Source organism: Sphingomonas gei (genome assembly GCF_004792685.1).
In the GTDB taxonomy this organism is placed as follows: Bacteria; Pseudomonadota; Alphaproteobacteria; order Sphingomonadales; family Sphingomonadaceae; genus Sphingomonas; species Sphingomonas gei.
In genome coordinates this window covers 143,440-161,346 of the sequence record NZ_SRXT01000001.1, presented here as the reverse complement: position 1 = coordinate 161,346, position 17,907 = coordinate 143,440, and the positions used below count along the sequence as shown (strand labels likewise).

The window sequence follows — 17,907 nt, the reverse complement described above, 5'->3', positions numbered from 1 at the left end:
GAACATGCGCGACAGTGTGACCCTGGTGTGACCTTCCAAGGCTGTGGGGCCGACGCCGCCGGCCCCCGTCACGCCGCTGCGCCGCGCTCCTCGTCGAGTTCGTCGAGCGATTTGCCTTCGTTGCGCGGCGCGCCGAGGAACCCGATCAGGCCGCTGAGCACCAGGAAGCCGGTCAGGATCCAGGCGAGCGTGGTGAACCCCGTCGCGGTCAGCATCGGCACGAAGAAGCTGAACACCCCCAGCGTCACGCGGACCATCGCGAACATCACCCCCTGCGCGGTGCTGCGCAGCAAGGTCGGGAACATCTCGCCGCTCCACAATTGGAAGAAGCATTGCGCGCCGAAACCCTGTCCGAACGCCATCAGGAAGACGTGGATCAGCGCCACCGGCAGCGTCAGCGGGAATATCGCGAGCAGCGCCATGCCCACCACCTGGATCAGCGCCGAGGCGAGGAACATCGCCCGCTGGTTGACGCGGTCCGAAAACCGCATGAACACCAGCCAGATCGACAGCATGCCGATCAGGAAGCTCAGCGCCTGGATCGCGACGGCGCCGACCTGGCTCTGACCGCCTACGGTGCGCAGGATATAGGGGAAGAAGAAGCCGTTGGTTCCGGCCCACAGGTTCCAGAACACGTACATGCCGGCGAGGAACGCCATCGATCGGAGGTGCTTGCGCGTGAACAGGTCGCGAAGCCGCGCGCGCTCGGGCACCGGTCCGCCGCCCTGGGCGTTCGCCTGCGCCTCGAGCCAGCGCTCGGATTCGGGCATGCGCGAGCGCAGGAAGGTCAGCGCCACCGCGAGAATGGCGAGATGCGCGAACACGATCCGCGCACCCAGCAGTCCGAGCGGCGAGAGCACGAGGAACATCAGCAGCACGACGACGGGTCCCAGATACCAGAGCACCTGCGCGACGCCGCTATGCTTGCCGCGTTCGCGGTCGGGCGCCATTTCGAGGATCAGCGACCAGGAGGCGGGGATGTCGGCGCCCACCGCGAGCCCGACGAGGAAGAAGCCGACCACGATCATCCACGCGTTCATCGCGAAGATCAGGAAGAGCATCCCGAACGCGTAGAACAGCATGTCGTATTGGTAGATCTTCTTGCGCCCGAACAGGTCGCACAGCCGCCCGCCGATCAGCGCGCCGATCCCCGCCGCGATGGCATTGGGGCCGAACGCGCCGAGCAGCCCGACCAGATTGTTGTCGAGGTGATAGGCTTCGACCCACAAGGCCAGCGCCGCCGATCCCGCGACGATCGAGCCCGAATCGATGTAATTGGCCAGGCCGGCGAGAATGGTGTTCTTCCAGTCCCCGGGCTTGCTGCGGCCGTCGTCTCGCGCGGCTTGGCCGGCAATCGTGGCTGTCATGGTGGTCGCTCTCCCGGATCCCGCTTGCCGACCGGCCGCGGATTTGCGATCAGGAGTATATCGAAGAAATTCGAAAGTCCATCCGCGTCGGCGCGCGTCGATGGCGTGTCAGGAACCGTACCAATGCACCTCCCCTCCGCTCCCGCGCCGGCCCGCCATGATAGCGCCGCGCTGCTCACCGCCTTCGCGCAGATCGTCGGGCGCCGCCATGTGCTGGCCGAAGACCGTCAGACGCTGCGCTACCGCACCGGCTTTCGTTTCGGCAACGGCAAGGTGCTGGCGGTGGTGCGTCCGGGCACGCTGGTGGAGCAATGGCGCGTGCTCGAGGCCTGCGTCGCCGCGGGCGTCATCGTCATCGCCCAGGCGGCCAATACCGGGCTGACCGGCGGATCGACTCCGCACGGCGATTACGATCGGCCCGTCGTCGTGATCAACACGCTCCGAATCAACGGGTTGCATCTGATCCGCGGGGGGGAGCAGGTCGTCGCGCTGCCCGGCACGACGTTGTACGAACTCGAGGCACGCCTCAAGCCGCTTGGCCGCGAGCCGCATTCGGTGATCGGCTCTTCATGCATCGGTGCGTCGGTGATGGGCGGGGTCTGCAACAATTCGGGCGGCGCGCTGGTCCGCCGCGGGCCGGCGTATACCGAGCTCGCGCTCTATGCGCAGGTCGACGCGCACGGCACGCTGTCGCTGGTCAATCATCTCGGCATCACGCTCGGCACCGATCCCGAGACGATCCTCGACCGGCTCGAACGCGGCGCCTTTGACGGAGCGGATGTGACGGCGGCCGACCGCGCCGCATCGGACCCGCATTACGGCGCGCATGTCCGCGCGATCCATGCCGATACGCCGGCGCGGTTCAACGCCGATCCGTCGCGGCTGTTCGAAGCCTCGGGAAGCGCGGGCAAGCTGATGGTGTTCGCGGTCCGGCTCGACACTTTCCCCAAGGAAGCCGGGACTCGCGTCTTCTATATCGGCACCAGTGACCCGGCCGAACTCGCGGCACTTCGCCGGACGATCCTCGGCAGCTTCGCGCATCTGCCGATCGCGGCGGAATATATGCACCGCGAGGCGTTCGACATCGCCGCGCGCTACGGCAAGGACACCTATCTCGCGATCCGCCACCTCGGCACCGATCGCCTGCCTCTGCTGTACGCGATCAAGGCGCGGCTCGATTCACTGGCAACGCGGCTACCCTTCCTCGGCGAGCATCTCGCGGACCGGATGCTCCAGTGGCTCGCCGATCGAATGCCCGATCACCTGCCGGCCCGGATGCTCGCCTGGCGCGACTGCTACGAGCATCATCTCGTGCTGCGGATATCCGAGGAGGGCGTGGCGGAGGCGCGGGAAGCGCTGGCGGCGCGCTATCCCTCCGCCGTCGGCGACTGGTTCGAATGTACGGCCGCGGAAGGCGACGCCGCCTTTCTCCACCGCTTCGCCGCCGCCGGTGCGGCAGTGCGCTACCGGCAGATCCACGCCGACGCGGTCGAGGACATCGTCGCATTGGACATCGCTTTGCCGCGCAACACGCTGGACTGGTTCGAGCGGCTGCCCGAGGCTCTGTCCGCGCCGATCCTGCACAAGCTCTATTACGGGCACTTCCTCTGCCACGTCTTCCACCAGGACTATATCGTCCGCAAGGGCAGCGACCCGCTCGCGCTCGAACATGCGATGTGGGAGCTGCTCGATCGCCGCGGCGCCGAATATCCCGCCGAGCACAATGTCGGGCATCTCTATCCCGCCAAGCCGGCGCTCCGGGCGCATTATGCGGCGCTCGATCCGTGCAACATGTTCAACCCCGGGATCGGCCATACCAGCCGCGAAGCGGCGCGCTGATCGTCAGCCGGCGGGCCGCGCTGCCGCTTCGACTGCCGCGCGCCAGCGGCTGTGCATCGCGGCTCGATCGGCTTCGCGCATCGCCGGCTCGAACCGATCGCGCGGCCCCTCGGGCCAGGGCGCGCTGACCAGCCCGGCGGCTTCGGCCGCGAGGCGGGCGACGCCGCGGGCGCCAAGATCGAGCTGGTGCGGGCGCAGCACAGGCCGCCCGATCGCGTCGGCAAGAATCTGGGCGAGCAAATCGTTGCTCGCCGCGCCGCCATCCACCGACAATGTCGCCAGCGGGGTGCCGAGATCGGCGTCCATGGCGAACACGATGTCCGAAATCTGAAGCGCGATTCCCTCGATCACCGCGCGCGCGACATGCGCCGGCTTGGTGCCGAGAGACATTCCGGTGAGCTGTCCGCGCGCGGCATCGCGCCAGTGCGGCGCGCCGAGCCCGGCGAGCGCGGGGACGAAGGTTACGCCGTCGCTTCCGTCCACCGAGGCGGCAAGTGCGCCGAGTTCGGCTTCGTCCTTGAGGTTCATCAGCCGCACCGCGAACGCAGCCGCATGCCCCGACACCGCGACATTGCCTTCGAGCGCGTGGAACACTTGGTCGCCCTTGACCCAGGCGATCGTGCTCCACAGGCCATGCGAGGAATGCACGCGTCCCGGCGTAACACCCATCAGCGACGATCCGGTCCCGCACGTCACCTTGGCCTGCCCCGCGTCGGCAAAGCCATGGCCGAGCAACGCGGCATGCGAATCGCCCATCATCGTGTGGATCGGCAACCCCGAAGGTACGCCCGCCGCCCGCGTCTCACCGAAACGCGAATCCGACGGCCGGATCGTGGCGAGGATCGATGCAGGAATCCCGAACAACGCCAGCATCGCCGGATCCCAATCGAGCGTATCGAGCGACATAAGCTGCGTGCGCGACGCATTGCTCGGGTCGGTGGCGTGCGCCGCGCCGCCGGTCAGCCGCGACAGCAACCAGCTGTCGACCGTCCCGGCGCGCAATTCGCCCGCTTCCGCTCGCGCCCGCGCGCCCGGTGTCTCGTCGAGCAGCCAGGCGAGCTTGGTGCTCGATGCCAGCGGATCGATACCGAGCCCGGTTGCCGCGACGATCGCCGCTTCGTACGGGCGCAGCGCGGCGCAGCGATCCGAGGTGCGACGGCACTGCCAGCTGATCGCCGGAGCCACCGGCTCGCCGCTCGCGGCGTCCCAGAGCAACACCGTCTCGCGCTGGTTGGCGATGGCGATGGTCGCGACCTCAACGCCCGGCGTGGTGGCCAGCACTTCGGCGAATGCCCCCGCGACGCTACCCCAGATCGCCTCGGCAGATTGCTCGGCCCAGCCCGGGCGGGGAATCGTCACGCCCAGTGAATGCGAGGCGCGGCCAAGTACTTCGCCCGAATCGGCGGCGATCAGCAGTGCCTTGGTGTTCGTCGTCCCCTGGTCGACCGCGAGGATCGCCGCGCGCGCCATCAGCGGCGCCGGGCGATCAGGTCGCGCGCCGCCTGGGCGATGCCCGCGGCGCTGAGGCCGTGTTGCTCCATCAGCCATTCGGCCGACCCGGTCGGCAGGAATCCCGGGAAGCCGAGGATGCGCACCGGCACCGGCCGCTCGGCAACGACGCATTCCGCCACCGCGCCGCCTAGCCCGCCACGGACGACATGCTCCTCGGCAGTGACGATCCCGCCGGTGCCCGCGGCGGCGATCACTGCCTCGGCATCGAACGGCGCGATCGTCGCCATGTTGAGCACCCGCGTTTCGATTCCATCGGCGGCAAGCAGGTCGGCGGCGGCAAGCGCGTGATGGACCAGCGTACCGCAAGCGATAACGGCGATGTCGTCGCCCTCGCGCAGCAGCTCGGCCTTGCCGATCTCGAAGCGCGCGTCTGCGGGCCGCGGCAGCGCCGGGACCGGCATGCGGCTGAGCCGGATGAACACCGGTCCCGGATGCGCGGCGGCCCAGCGGATCGCTTCGGCGGTTTCCCAGGGATCGGACGGCACGATCACGGTGAGCCCCTTCAGGGTGCGTAGCCAGGCGAGATCCTCGATGCTGTGATGCGTCGGGCCCAGCTCGCCATAAGCGACTCCGCTCGAGATGCCGCACAGCTTCACATTGGCGTTGCTATAGGCGCAATCGACCTTGATCTGCTCCAGCGCCCGCGCCGTGAGGAAGCAAGCAGCGCCGCTGACGAACGGCACCTTGCCGCCATTGGCCAGCCCCGCGCCGACCCCGACCATGTTCTGCTCGGCGATGCCGACGTTGATCAGCCGCTCCGGAAAGCGTTCGCGGAACTTACCGAGCTTGCTCGATCCTACCGAGTCGTTGACCACCGCGACGATCCGCGAGTCCTCGGCCGCCAGCGCCTCGAGCGTCTCCACATAGGCATTGCGGCAATCGAACATGCCCGTCACGGGAACCGCCGCGCTCATGCCTGCAGCTCCGCATCGAGCTCGGCGAACGCCTGCGCCAGCTGCGCGTCGCTGGGCACACCGTGGTGCCAGCCAGCCTGATTTTCCATGAAGCTGACGCCCTTTCCCTTCGTCGTGCGCGCGATCACGCACAGCGGCCGTGCGCGCCGCTCGGCCGGTATGGCAAGCGCGGAGAGCAATGCCGCTGGATCGTGCCCGTCGACTTCCATGACTTCCCAGCCGAAGGCGCGCCATTTATCGGCGAGCGGTTCCAGCGCATTGGTGTCCTCGGTGGTCGCACCCTGCTGCAATCCGTTGCGGTCGACGATCGCAGTGAGGTTGCCGAGCCCGCGATGCCCGGCGAACATCGCTGCTTCCCACATGCTGCCTTCCTGCAACTCGCCGTCGCCGGTGAGCACGAACACATGATAGTCTGCGGCATCGATCTGCCCGGCCACCGCGATGCCCACGGCGACCGGCAGGCCATGGCCCAGCGGCCCGGTATTGGTTTCGACGCCGGGCAGATAGGCGCGGTTCGGATGGCCGTTCAGCCGGGAGCCAGGCTGCAGATATGTCGTCAATTCCTCCACAGGGAAAAATCCTGCCCTGGCCAGCGCCGAATAGAGCGCGCCGGTGCAGTGTCCCTTGCTCATCACGAAACGGTCGCGGCCGGGAGCATCGGGCGTTGCGGGATCGATACGCATCACGCCGAAATACAGGGTCGCGAGGATGTCCGCCGCCGACAGGTCCCCACCGGGATGCCCCTGCCCGGCGCGATGCGCCATGAGCAGGGCCTGACGCCGGATCCAGTGGGCGCGCGCCCTCACATGCGCGGCCTGCTCCGTGGATAAGATAGTATCGTTTTCTCTGCTCACCATGCCCTCACGACGGGACGCTGCCCGGAATGCGTTGCGCCACCCTTACGAGATGTTGCGATTTTTTTCGTTTATTTCGCTTTCTTGGGAAAATGACAAGCATCCATTTGACTATTCGCCCACGTGCCGGGTAGCAAAGGCCCTATTGCGGTCGTGACCGCGTGCTCGAGGAAGAGGGTCAGAGGCATGCCACAAATCGGCATCAAGGTCGGGATGACCCTCGGCGCCGTCATGCTAGACCAGCTCGGGCTTCGCATGTCGCGACGCTGCTGGAGAACCGAATGATGGCACGGCCGACGACTCACGGTTTGCTCGGCGAAGCACGCCGGATGAAGATCCTTGAATGGCTGCAGGAAGAAGGAACCGCGCGGGTCCGCACGCTCGCCGAAGCCTTTGGCGTGTCGGAAGTCACTGTCCGCCAGGATCTCGAGAAGCTGGAAAGCGAAGGCCATATCGTGCGCGAGCATGGCGGCGCGTTCCTCAAATCGGTGACGCAGCAAGTTCAGGCGATGGCGCTGCACCATATGATCCACATGGACGCCAAGCGCCGGATTGGCCGGACAGCCGCCGCGATGGTCGCGGATGGCGAAACCGTAATCCTCGATTCGGGATCGACGGTGACCGAGATCGCCACGCACCTCGTCGATCGCGAAGGGCTGACGATCATCACCAATGCGCTCAACATCGCATTGGTGCTCGGTGGACTCCAGACCTTCGAAGTCCATATGCCTGGCGGGCATTTCAAGGCCCCGACCCTGTCGCTGAGCGGCGAACGTTCGGCCGACTATTTCAACGGCCTGTTCGCGCAAAAGTTGTTCCTCGCCACTGCGGCGGTGTCCGTCGAGGCAGGACTGACCTTCCCTTCGCTGTCCGACATTTCGGTGAAGCGGGCGATGATCTCGTCAGCGAGCGAAGTGATCCTCGTCGCCGACAGCAGCAAGATTGGCCGCCGCTCCTTCTCCTCACTCGGGGGGATCGAACTCGTCCATGCTTTGGTAACCGACGAAGGCATTCGGGACGAGGATCGCGCCGCATTCGAAGATGCAGGCGTGAAAGTCATGATCGCAACTTGAGCAATTCCGCGCCCGGGTCGCACTGAGCGCACCAATCGAGAGGAAGAATGCATGGCGAGCGAGCAGAAGTTCGGCGCAGGGATCTGGCACTTCGCGACCTATGTCGATCGCTATGCGACCGACGGCTATGGCCCGCCGCGCTCGCTGATCGAGATGATCGACCTCGCTGGCCAGGTTGGCGACCTGTCGGTGGTCGACATCAACTATCCGTTCCCCGGCGGCGAGACCGATTTCGCCGCGGTTGAAGCCGCGCTTAAGCGCAACAATCTCGACGTGATCGGCATCACCCCTGAAATCTACACGCGCGAATTTGCCAAGGGCGCGTTCACCAACCCTGATGCCGGGGTGCGCCGCCGCGCCAATGAGCTGATCACGGAAGCCGCCAATGTCGTCCGTCGCTTCGGCGCGAGCTACGTCAAATTGTGGCCGGGCCAGGACGGCTGGGACTATCCCTTCCAGGTCGATCATGGCGACATCTGGCGCAAGAGCCTGGACGGCGTGAGCGAGCTTGCCCAGGCCAATCCCGACCTGAAATTCGTCATCGAATACAAGCCACGCGAGCCCCGCAACCATATGAGCTTCGACAGCGTTGCGCGCACCTTGCTGGGCATCGAGAAGATCGGCCTGCCCAATATCGGCATCCTCCTCGATTTCGGCCATTCGCTGTACGGCGGCGAATCCCCGGCGGACGCCGCCCAGTTGGCGATTGATCATGGCCGGCTGTTCGGCATGGACGTGAACGACAATCTGCGCGGCTGGGACGACGACATGATCGCCGGGTCAGTCCATCCGATCGAGCTGTTCGAGTTCTTCTACACGCTGCGCAAGAACCAGTGGGAGGGCGTGTGGCAGCTCGACCAATTCCCCTTCCGAGAAGATTGCGTCGGCGCTGCAAAGAGCGCGATAGGCTTCCTCAAGCATATCGAAGGCGCGCTCGATCGGCTCGATTTCGAGGCGATGCGCGCCGCGCAGGCGCGTCAGGACGCGGTTGCCGCGCTCGATCTCGCGCGCGCCGCGCTGTTCCAGTCGGAGCCAAACCGCTTGGGTTGACCGGGCTCCAGCCCGTCGCTTGCATTTGCGCAGCTTTTCCCGCATAGGCCGCCGCAGTCGGGGTGGAGACACGGTCTCTGCCCCCGATTACTTTTGAGACGACAGCCGGAGGGGCGCTGCACATGGGGTGCGCGTCAGCGATCGGCCAACAGTGAGAAGAAACGCATGGCTCTTTACGAGCACGTGTTCCTTGCGCGCCAGGATCTGGCGCAGGCGCAAGTGGATGCACTGGCGGAAGCCGCCACCAAGATCGTCGAAGATAATAAGGGCAAGGTTCTCAAGACCGAGACCTGGGGTCTTCGTTCGCTCGCCTATCGCATCGCCAAGAACCGCAAGGCGCATTACGTGATGATCGAGATCGACGCCCCCGCGGGCGTCGTCGCCGAGCTCGAGCGCCAGACGCAGATCAATGAAGACGTGATCCGCTACATGACCGTCAAGGTCGACGAGCTGGAGCAGGGTCCCACCGTGATGATGCGCAAGGGTCAGGACCGCGAGCGCGGCCGTGGTCGTCGCGATCGCGACGATGCCGGCGGTAATACCGGTTTCGGCGGCGAATAAGGAGTTATTGAACCATGGCACGCCCATTTTTCCGCCGTCGCAAGAGCTGCCCCTTCTCCGCGAAGGACGCGCCCCGGATCGACTATAAGGATGTCCGTCTACTCCAGGGCTTCGTGTCCGAGCGCGGCAAGATCGTCCCCTCGCGCATCACTTCGGTGAGCGCGAAGAAGCAGCGCGAGCTGGCCCAGGCCATCAAGCGCGCCCGTCACCTGGGCCTGCTGCCCTACATCGTCAAGTAAGGAGCAGATAGCATGGAAGTCATCCTGCTTGAGCGCGTCGAGAAGCTCGGCGCCATCGGCGACGTGGTGAAGGTCAAAGACGGGTTCGCCCGCAACTTCCTTCTGCCCAACAAGAAGGCGCTCCGTTCGAACGCCGCCAACCGCAAGGTCTTCGAAGCCAATCGCGCGCGGATCGAAGCCGACAACGCTTCGCGCCGTGGTGATGCCGAAAAGGAAGCCGGCAATTTCAACGACGTTTCGGTCACGCTGATCCGTCAGGCTTCGAACACCGGCCAGCTTTACGGTTCGGTCGCAGCGCGCGATCTGGTCGAGGCAATCACTGCCGACGGCCACAAGGTCACCAAGGCGCAGATCGTGCTCGACAAGCCGATCAAGGCGATCGGCGTGTACGACATCAAGGTTGCTCTGCACCCCGAGGTCTCGGTGATCGTCAAGGTCAACGTGGCCCGCTCACCTGAAGAGGCCGAGATGCAGTCGCAGGGCGTCGACGTGATGACGGCGATGTTCGAGAAGGACGAAGCCGGCTTCGTCGAGGATTACGATCCCAACGCCGAGCCGGGCGCGACTGCCGAAGCGCAGTCGGCACCTGAAGGCGAGAACGCCGAGGGCTGAGCCTTTGCCGACGATGGAAACAAGGCCGCTCCGGTAGTCCGGGGCGGCCTTTTTCTTGCGCGGCCAAGAAAAAGGCCCGCCACACCAGGTGCGACGGGCCGGATCAGGTTCGGGGGCTATGATCTGGGTGCGGTTACGGGCACGAAACGCAGGCGCTGATGACGGCCGCGAGCGGGATGAGAGCGAGTATCACCGGCATCAACTTGGTCATCGGGCGTCAACCTTGTTCGACTGTTCGGCTGTAAAACGAGCCTTGGCGAACAAGGTTGCAGCGAACTGAACGTGATATTTGGCTGGCGTTCATTTCGCTCATTTCCGCCCGAACAGCTTCTCGATATCGCCGTGCGCCAGCTTCACCCAGGTCGGGCGACCGTGGTTGCATTGGCCCGAATGCGGCGTGACTTCCATCTCGCGGAGGAGCGCGTTCATCTCGGCAACCGAAAGGATGCGGCCAGCGCGGACCGAGCCGTGGCAGGCCATGGTCGAGGCGACGTGATCGAGGCGCTCCTTGAGCGACAGCGCTTCGTCGAAGCTGGCGAGCTCGTCGGCGAGATCGGTGACGAGGCCGTGGACGTCGCCCTGCCCCAGCGCGGCGGGCGTGGCGCGGACGAGCATCGCGCGCGGACCGAAGCGCTCGAGTTCGAGGCCAAACTGGGCCAGTTCGCCGATGCGCGCCTCGAGCCGATCGCAGCCGGGCTCGTCGAGTTCGACGACTTCCGGGAGGAGCAAGGCCTGGCTCGGCACCCCGCCGCCCTGCATCGCGCGGCGCATCCGCTCAAGGACGAGGCGCTCGTGCGCGGCGTGCTGGTCGACGAGGACGAGTCCGTCCTCGGCTTCGGCGACGATATAGGTCTTGGCGACTTGCCCGCGAGCGACGCCGAGCGGGAAGTCGATCCTCTGCGGAACGGGCGCGTACGCCGGCTCGGCGCGGGCCTGTGGCTGCGGTGTGAGGAAATTGGGGCGGCGATCGTGCAGCGCCACCCCGGAATAATGCCTTAGACCCTCCCCTTCAGCGAAGGGATGGTGGGCCTGTGCCCCAAACCATTCGGTCGAGACTTCTCCCAGCTGGGGAGCGGACGGCCTTTCCGACGTCCACATCCCCAGGGCGGCCTCGCTCGGCCGTTGGACGCTGCGATGACCCGCCTCATCGAGCGCACGACGCAGGCCGCTGACGATCATCCCGCGGACCAATGCGGGATCGCGGAAGCGGACTTCGGTCTTGGCGGGGTGGACGTTGACGTCGACCTGATCGGGCGGGATTTCGAGAAACAGCGCGACAACCGGATGCCGGTCGCGCGCGAGCATTTCGGCATAGGCACCGCGGACCGCGCCGACGAGCAGCCGGTCCTTTACCGGCCGGCCATTGACGAAAAGATATTGGTGATCCGCGACACCGCGATTGAAGGTCGGCAGCCCGGCGACGCCGCCGAGCAGCAGGCTCTCGCGGGCGAAGTCGATCGCGACGCTGTTCTCCGCCAAGTCGCGATCGGTGAGCGCCGCGACCCGCTCGGGGCGGGATTCGCCGCCCTGGACCGAGAGCGCCCGGCGCCCGTCATGCTCGACCGAGAAGGCAATGTCCGGCCGTGCCATTGCCAGCCGTTTCACTACGTCCATGCTCGCGCCATATTCGGCGCGCGCCGAGCGCAGGAACTTGCGGCGCGCCGGAACGCGCGCGAACAATTGCTCGACGCGGACGCGTGTGCCCGGCGGCAGCGCGGCCGGCCCTTCGGCCACGCATTCGCCATTGTCGACCGTGCGCGACCAGCCATCGGCGCCGCGCACCCTGCTCTCGATCGTCAGCTGGGCGACGCTGGCGATCGACGGCAACGCCTCGCCGCGAAAACCCAACGTCGCGACTGCCTCGATCGCGTCGTCAGGCAGCTTCGACGTCGCATGACGCTCAAGCGCGAGCATCATATCGGCGGGCGTCATGCCGCAGCCATCGTCGGTGACTTCGATCAATTCGGTGCCGCCCGCGGCGAGGCGGACGGCGATCCGGGCGGCACCGGCGTCGATAGCGTTTTCGACTAGTTCTTTCAGCGCGCTGGCGGGGCGTTCGACCACTTCGCCGGCTGCAATCCGGTTGACAAGATGCTCGGGGAGACGGCGTATTGACATGGCAGTCTGTCTAGCCCAACGGGCGGCATCCCGCGACCCGCAAGCGCACGCACCGAGACGGATTTATTGTCCGCCCCGGAAGGGTCCGGTCTAAAATCTGGTGCGAACAGCCGACGGCGGGCGCCCGATCGGCAGGACGGAACAACGAATGGCTTTTTCCCGCTTTTTCAAATTCATGTCCCACGACATGGCGATCGATCTCGGCACCGCGAACACCGTCGTCTATCTCCGCGGACGCGGCGTCGTCCTCAACGAGCCGTCGGTCGTCGCGGTTGAGACGATCAATGGCGTCAAGCGGGTCAAGGCAGTCGGCGACGACGCCAAGCTGATGATGGGAAAGACACCCGGTTCGATCGAGGCGATTCGCCCGCTTCGCGACGGTGTGATCGCCGACATCGATGTCGCCGAGCAGATGATCAAGCACTTCATCCAGAAGGTTCACGGTCAGCGCCGCTTCATGCGCTGGCCGCAGATCGTGATCTGCGTGCCGTCGGGCTCGACTTCGGTCGAGCGCCGCGCGATCCGCGATGCCGCGTCGAACGCCGGCGCGTCGCAGGTCTGGTTGATCGAGGAGCCGATGGCTGCCGCGATCGGCGCGGGCATGCCGGTCACCGAGCCGATCGGCTCGATGGTCGTCGATATCGGTGGCGGCACCACCGAAGTCGCAGTCCTGTCGTTGCGCGGCCTCGCTTATTCGACTTCGGTCCGCGTCGGCGGCGACAAGATGGACGAAGCGATCGTCTCCTATGTCCGCCGCAACCATAACCTCCTGATCGGCGAAGCCACCGCTGAGCGGATCAAGCAGGAAGTCGGCGTTGCGCGGCCACCCGCGGATGGCATCGGCAAGACGATCCACATCAAGGGTCGCGACCTCGTCAACGGGGTGCCCAAGGAAATCCAGATCAACCAGGGCCAGATCGCTGAGGCGCTTAGCGAGCCCGTCGGCACGATCGTCGAGGGCGTGCGCATCGCGCTCGAGAATACCGCGCCCGAACTCGCTGCCGACATCGTCGACCAGGGCATCGTGCTTACGGGCGGCGGCGCGCTGCTCGAGGGTCTCGACGAAGTGCTACGCGACGAGACCGGGTTGCCGGTGACCGTGGCCGAGGATCCGCTGACCTGCGTGGCGCTGGGCACCGGGCGGGCGCTCGAGGATCCGATGTTCCGCGGCGTGCTCATCCAGGTCTAGGGAGCTTACGGACATGGCGCCGCCACGCAACCGGCGCCCCGGGTTTTCGCGGCGGGCGCAATATGGACGGTTCATCGGCTATGTCGGTGCGGCCGGCGGTGCGCTGATCGGCGCGGTGCTGCTGTTGCTGTCGACGTTCAACCCGCCGGCGTTCGCGGCGCTCCGCTCGGTGTTCTCCGAGATCACGACGCCGGTTGCCTCAGGCCTGCATTGGGCGCGGCGCGGCCTATCGGGCATCCCCGACGGGATAGGCAGCTACTTTGCCGTGCATGGTGAGAATGCGCGGCTGAAGAAGCAGCTCGCCAAGGATGCACTGACGGTTGCTCGCGCACAGACACTCGAACAGGAGAACCGCAGGCTGCGTGAGCTGGTCAAGTTGCGTGACGTGACGACCGACGCGATCGTTGCGGCTCGTTTGGTCAACAGTTCGTCATCGAGCACACGGCGCTACGCGACGCTCAATGCCGGCTCCTGGCAGGGCGTCAAGCGCGGCCAGCCAGTGCGCGACCCCTCCGGGCTGATCGGCCAAGTGATCGAGACCAGCCCCAACAGCGCGCGCGTGCTGCTGCTGGTCGACCCCGAGAGCATCGTTCCTGTTCGCCGCGTCCGCGACGGGCTTCCTGCAATTGCCTCGGGCCGAGGCGATGGATTGCTCGATATTCGCTCGGCGAGCGTCTCCACAATGGGGTTCAGGATCGGCGACGTCTTCGTCACTTCGGGAACCGGCGGCGTATTCTCGCCCAACATCGTCGTGGCGCGCGTAATCCGCAACCAGGGTGATATCGCGGTCGCCCAGCCGGCCGCCAATCCCGACGCGCTCGATTTCGCGCTCGTCCAGCAGACCTATCTGCCCGAACCGGCCCCCGCCCCATCGCCGACCATCCAGCCCAAGCCGGCACCGTGAGCCCCGTCGAATTCATCCCCATGGGTCAGTCCGAAAAGCCCCCGCGCGCCGTGTGGCTTGCGCCGCTCTCGGTGATGCTGGGTTCGCTGATGACGTTGCTGCCGGTGGTGGCGGTCGTGCCGTTTCTGCCGCCCTTCGGGCTAATGGTCCTACTCGGCTGGCGAATGCTGCGCGGCGACTCGATGCGCGTCTGGGTCCCGGTGCTGCTCGGCTTGTTCGACGACATGGTGAGCGGCCAGCCCTTGGGCTCGGCGATGCTCCTGTGGACATTGTGCGTGCTGGCGATCGACGTGCTAGATACGCGGCTGGTATGGCGCGATTTCTGGCAAGACTGGCTGATCGCATCCGGCGCCATCGGTTTTTGCCTGATTGCCGGGCGCCTCGTCGCCTCGCCATTCGGCGCGCATGTCGATACGGCATTGCTGCTTCAGATGTTGGCGTCGGCCGCGTTGTTCCCGCTGATTTATCGACTGTGCGCTTGGTGCGACCGCGATGTGAGGAAGCAATGAGGTGCTGAAAGTCACCGAAGCCTCGCAGACCTACAGTTTTTCGCGACGCGCCCTGCTGATGGGGGGCGCCCAGGCGTCGATCGCATTGGTGCTGGCCGGACGCATGACCTGGCTCTCGGTGTTCGAGAACGAACGCTACAAAATGATGGCCGAGGATAACCGGGTCAGCCTGACGCTGAGCCCGCCGCGCCGCGGCTGGATCGTCGATCGCAACGGCCAGCCGCTTGCCAACAACCGCACCGATTTCCGCGTCGACCTGATTCCGGATCGGCTGGAGAAACGCGAGGAGACCCTCGCCGCGCTCCAGCAGATGCTCGGCCTCACGCCGGAGGACATGGCCCGCATCGCCACCGACCTCAAGCGCGCTCAGGGCTTCCAGCCGGTGCAGGTGAAGGAAAGCCTCGACTGGGAGCGCTACGCGATGGTGCTGGTCCGGCTGCCCGAGCTGCCGGGTGTCCAGGCGACGCAGGGCTTCACCCGCAACTACCCGCTCGGCGCTGGGGTCGGCCATTTGATCGGCTATGTCGGCGCGGCCTCCGCCGAACAATATAAGGAGAGCAAAGACCCGCTGATGGTCACGCCCGGCTTCAAAATGGGCAAGGACGGGCTCGAGAAGACCCTCGAGAATCGGCTGCGCGGAACCGCCGGCGCGAAGCGCGTCGAGGTCACCGCGCGCGGCAAACTGGTGCGCGAACTGGCGACGCGGCCAGACGTGCCCGGCAAGACCGTCAAGCTCACCATCGACGCGGGACTTCAGGAATATTGCGCGCGCCGGCTGGCCGACAATTCGGGCTCGATCGTCGTGCTCGATTGCCTGACCGGCGACGTGCTCGCAATGGTCTCGATGCCTGGCTACGACCCGAACAGCTTCTCGGACGGGATCAGCCAGACCGAGTGGAAGATGCTCTCTGGCGACGACCACGTGCCGCTGATGAACAAGGTGCTGCAGGGACTCTATCCCCCTGGTTCGACGGTGAAGCCGATGCACGCGCTGGCGGTGCTGCGCGCGGGGATTTCGCCGAACGCCACGGTCAATTGCACCGGCGCGCTCCAGGTCGGGCGTCGCGCCTTCCACTGCCACAGCCGGCGAGGCCATGGTGCGGTCAATATGGAACGCGCGGTGGCGCAGAGCTGCGACATCTATTTCTATTCGATGGCGCGCGAGCTTGGCTACGACGCGTTCGCGCCGACGGTGCGCGAGATGGGTCTCGGGCAGCGCTTCGACCTGCCCTATACCAGCCAGCGCTTCGGCACCGTCCCGGACAGCGCCTGGAAGGAGAAAAAGTACAAGCAGCCCTGGACCATCGCGGACTCGGTCAACGCCTCGATCGGCCAGGGCTATGTCCTCGCCAACCCACTCCAGCTTGCAGTGATGGCGGCGCGGATGGCGCAGGGCCGCGCGATCGTGCCGCGGCTATTGCTCGACGGGGTCCATGAGCCCGCCCCGTCGCTCGGCATCGATCCGCAGCACATTCAGACCGTGCGCCAGTGCATGTGGGCAGTGATCAACGGCGGCGGAACCGGCGGCAAGGCGCGCTTGCCGATCTCCGGGATCGAACTCGCCGGCAAGACCGGGACCGCGCAGGTCCGCGCGATCACTTCGGCCGAACGCAGCTCGGGAGTGCTCAAGAACGCCTCGTTGCCGTTCAAACTGCGCGATCACGCGCTGTTCGTCTGCTTCGCGCCGTGGGATAATCCGCGCTATGCCGCGTCGATCGTCCTCGAGCATCATGGCCACGTCAATCCCGTCACCGACGTCGCGCCGACCGCGCGCGACATCATGACGTTCCTGTTCGATCGTGAGAAGGCGATGGCGTCGCTGCACGCGCTCGAGAAGGGCTGGGGTGGCACTTATAGCGAGCGGCTGGCGCAGAAGAGCGAGGCGTTCAAGGCGGCCCAGGCTGCGGCCAAGGCCGCCCCTCCCCCGCCGGTTCCCGAAGACGCCGAAGCGGCGGCGAGCAACGTCGTGTCCGAGGCCGCCAATGCCACCGTTCCGGTCGGCGATGTGGCGGGACGCAACGAGGATCGGGCCGAATGAGCAGGATCGGACCGGGCATGGTCCCTGCCCCGCTGGCGCAATTGCCGTGGAAGGTCCTGCTGCTCGTCCTCGCGGTGGGCTGTTTCGGGCTGGTCGTGCTCTATTCCGCCGCGGGCGGAAGCCTCTACCCCTGGGCGTATTCGCAGGGCCTGCGTTTCTTCGTGTTCTTCGGCATGGCGATCGCGCTGTCCCGCGTGCCCGAGCGCTTCTGGGCGCATGGCACATTCCCAATGTACGGGGTGATTTTGCTGATGCTGCTCGGTGTCGAAGCGCTCGGCGCGGTCGCGGGCGGGAGCCAGCGCTGGCTCGACCTCGGGATCATCCGCCTCCAGCCCTCGGAGCTGATGAAGCCGATCATCGTGCTGACGATGGCGCGATTCTACGAAATCCTGCCGGCCAGCGAGATTCGCAAGTTCGGCGCGCTGTGGCCGGCGGCCGTACTGATCGGACTGCCCGCGGCCCTGGTGATGCTCCAGCCCGATCTCGGCACTGCGTTGATGATCGTCGGCAGCGGAGTCGCGGTGATGTTCCTCTCGGGCATTCCGCTGCGACTGTTCATAGGTGGCGGGCTGGCCATGGCCGCGGCGATCCCGCTCGTCGTCAATTTCGTGCTCCACGATTATCAGCGCAACCGAGTGCTCGTGTTCATGAGCCCCGAAAGCGATCCGCTCGGCACCGGCTATCACATCAGCCAGTCCAAGATCGCGATCGGATCGGGCGGGATTTTCGGCAAGGGGTTCCTCAACGGCACCCAGAGCCATCTCGATTACCTGCCCGAGGGCCATACCGATTTCGCGCTTGCGACGATGATGGAGGAATGGGGGCTGATGGGCGGGCTGTTCATCATCCTGGCTTTCGGCTTCCTGATCGGCTGGGGGATCAGCGTGAGCATGCGCGCCAAGACCAGGTTCGGCCGGCTCACCGCCGCCGGACTCTCCGCAACGATCTTCTTTTATTCGTCGATCAACATGCTGATGGTGATGGGGCTCGCTCCGGTGGTGGGCATTCCACTGCCGCTGATCAGCTTTGGTGGCACTGCGCAGATGACGTTCATGATCTGCTTCGGCATCCTGATGTCGATCGATCGCGAGAGCCGCCGCAAGCAGCGCTGGTAGAGGATTTTACGGC

Annotated in this window: 16 protein-coding genes; 11 read left to right on the top strand and 5 right to left on the bottom strand. The window is 65.9% G+C overall.

The genetic code is table 11. From position 1 onward, the window contains the following. Window positions 1–68: 68 nt before the first annotated feature. Entirely contained in the window at window positions 69–1,367 is a 1,299-nt protein-coding gene (locus E5A73_RS00710) for an MFS transporter (protein WP_135961889.1), read from the bottom strand. Between the two features lie 123 nt (window positions 1,368–1,490). Between E5A73_RS00710 and dld the strand changes: the two genes are divergently transcribed. Next, complete coding sequence (gene dld, locus E5A73_RS00705) at window positions 1,491–3,206, top strand: D-lactate dehydrogenase (RefSeq protein ID WP_135961888.1); 1,716 nt, start codon at window positions 1,491–1,493, stop codon at window positions 3,204–3,206. Between the two features lie 3 nt (window positions 3,207–3,209). Here the strand turns inward: dld and E5A73_RS00700 are convergent, their stop codons facing one another. From E5A73_RS00700 to E5A73_RS00690, 3 genes are read right to left on the bottom strand one after another with little or no spacing between them, the layout of a single operon-like run. Continuing rightward, window positions 3,210–4,676 (bottom strand): FGGY family carbohydrate kinase, encoded by a 1,467-nt coding sequence (locus tag E5A73_RS00700; protein WP_168355752.1) that lies wholly within the window; start codon window positions 4,674–4,676, stop codon window positions 3,210–3,212. Then, window positions 4,676–5,632 (bottom strand): transketolase family protein, encoded by a 957-nt coding sequence (locus E5A73_RS00695; protein ID WP_135961886.1) that lies wholly within the window; start codon window positions 5,630–5,632, stop codon window positions 4,676–4,678. Before E5A73_RS00695 ends, E5A73_RS00700 begins: the two co-directional genes overlap by 1 nt. Continuing rightward, window positions 5,629–6,489, bottom strand: coding sequence for a transketolase (locus tag E5A73_RS00690; RefSeq protein WP_135961885.1), 861 nt, complete (start codon window positions 6,487–6,489; stop codon window positions 5,629–5,631). The genes E5A73_RS00695 and E5A73_RS00690 overlap by 4 nt, the downstream gene beginning before the upstream one ends. 326 nt (window positions 6,490–6,815) lie before the next feature. Between E5A73_RS00690 and E5A73_RS00685 the strand changes: the two genes are divergently transcribed. The 5 genes from E5A73_RS00685 (at window position 6,816) to rplI (ending at window position 10,021) form a co-directional block, all read left to right on the top strand. Continuing rightward, a complete protein-coding gene (locus tag E5A73_RS00685; RefSeq protein WP_240699940.1) occupies window positions 6,816–7,559 on the top strand; it encodes a DeoR/GlpR family DNA-binding transcription regulator in 744 nt (247 codons plus the stop codon). A 51-nt stretch (window positions 7,560–7,610) separates the two neighbouring features. Further along, complete coding sequence (locus tag E5A73_RS00680) at window positions 7,611–8,609, top strand: sugar phosphate isomerase/epimerase family protein (RefSeq protein WP_135961884.1); 999 nt, start codon at window positions 7,611–7,613, stop codon at window positions 8,607–8,609. Window positions 8,610–8,774: 165 nt separating this feature from the next. After that, entirely contained in the window at window positions 8,775–9,170 is a 396-nt protein-coding gene (gene rpsF / locus E5A73_RS00675; protein ID WP_100281333.1) for a 30S ribosomal protein S6, read from the top strand. 14 nt (window positions 9,171–9,184) lie between these two features. Next, on the top strand, window positions 9,185–9,409 hold the full coding sequence (rpsR, locus tag E5A73_RS00670) for a 30S ribosomal protein S18 (protein ID WP_010543816.1): 225 nt from the start codon (window positions 9,185–9,187) through the stop codon (window positions 9,407–9,409). A 12-nt stretch (window positions 9,410–9,421) separates the two neighbouring features. After that, the gene (rplI, locus tag E5A73_RS00665; RefSeq protein WP_135961883.1) at window positions 9,422–10,021 is read left to right on the top strand and encodes a 50S ribosomal protein L9; all 600 of its coding nucleotides are present in this window, start codon (window positions 9,422–9,424) and stop codon (window positions 10,019–10,021) included. Between the two features lie 309 nt (window positions 10,022–10,330). Here the strand turns inward: rplI and mutL are convergent, their stop codons facing one another. Next, a complete protein-coding gene (gene mutL, locus E5A73_RS00660) occupies window positions 10,331–12,139 on the bottom strand; it encodes a DNA mismatch repair endonuclease MutL (protein WP_135961882.1) in 1,809 nt (602 codons plus the stop codon). A gap of 148 nt (window positions 12,140–12,287) precedes the next feature. Between mutL and E5A73_RS00655 the strand changes: the two genes are divergently transcribed. From E5A73_RS00655 to rodA, 5 genes are read left to right on the top strand one after another with little or no spacing between them, the layout of a single operon-like run. Further along, entirely contained in the window at window positions 12,288–13,328 is a 1,041-nt protein-coding gene (locus E5A73_RS00655) for a rod shape-determining protein (RefSeq protein WP_135961881.1), read from the top strand. A 13-nt stretch (window positions 13,329–13,341) separates the two neighbouring features. Then, window positions 13,342–14,232: a rod shape-determining protein MreC gene (gene mreC, locus E5A73_RS00650; protein WP_135961880.1), complete on the top strand. Its 891-nt coding sequence runs from the start codon at window positions 13,342–13,344 to the stop codon at window positions 14,230–14,232. A 20-nt stretch (window positions 14,233–14,252) separates the two neighbouring features. Then, entirely contained in the window at window positions 14,253–14,741 is a 489-nt protein-coding gene (locus E5A73_RS00645; RefSeq protein WP_135962484.1) for a rod shape-determining protein MreD, read from the top strand. Between the two features lies 1 nt (window position 14,742). Further along, window positions 14,743–16,779 (top strand): penicillin-binding protein 2, encoded by a 2,037-nt coding sequence (mrdA, locus tag E5A73_RS00640; protein ID WP_276605795.1) that lies wholly within the window; start codon window positions 14,743–14,745, stop codon window positions 16,777–16,779. Further along, a complete protein-coding gene (gene rodA / locus E5A73_RS00635) occupies window positions 16,776–17,894 on the top strand; it encodes a rod shape-determining protein RodA (protein WP_135961879.1) in 1,119 nt (372 codons plus the stop codon). The genes mrdA and rodA overlap by 4 nt, the downstream gene beginning before the upstream one ends. Window positions 17,895–17,907: the final 13 nt, after the last annotated feature.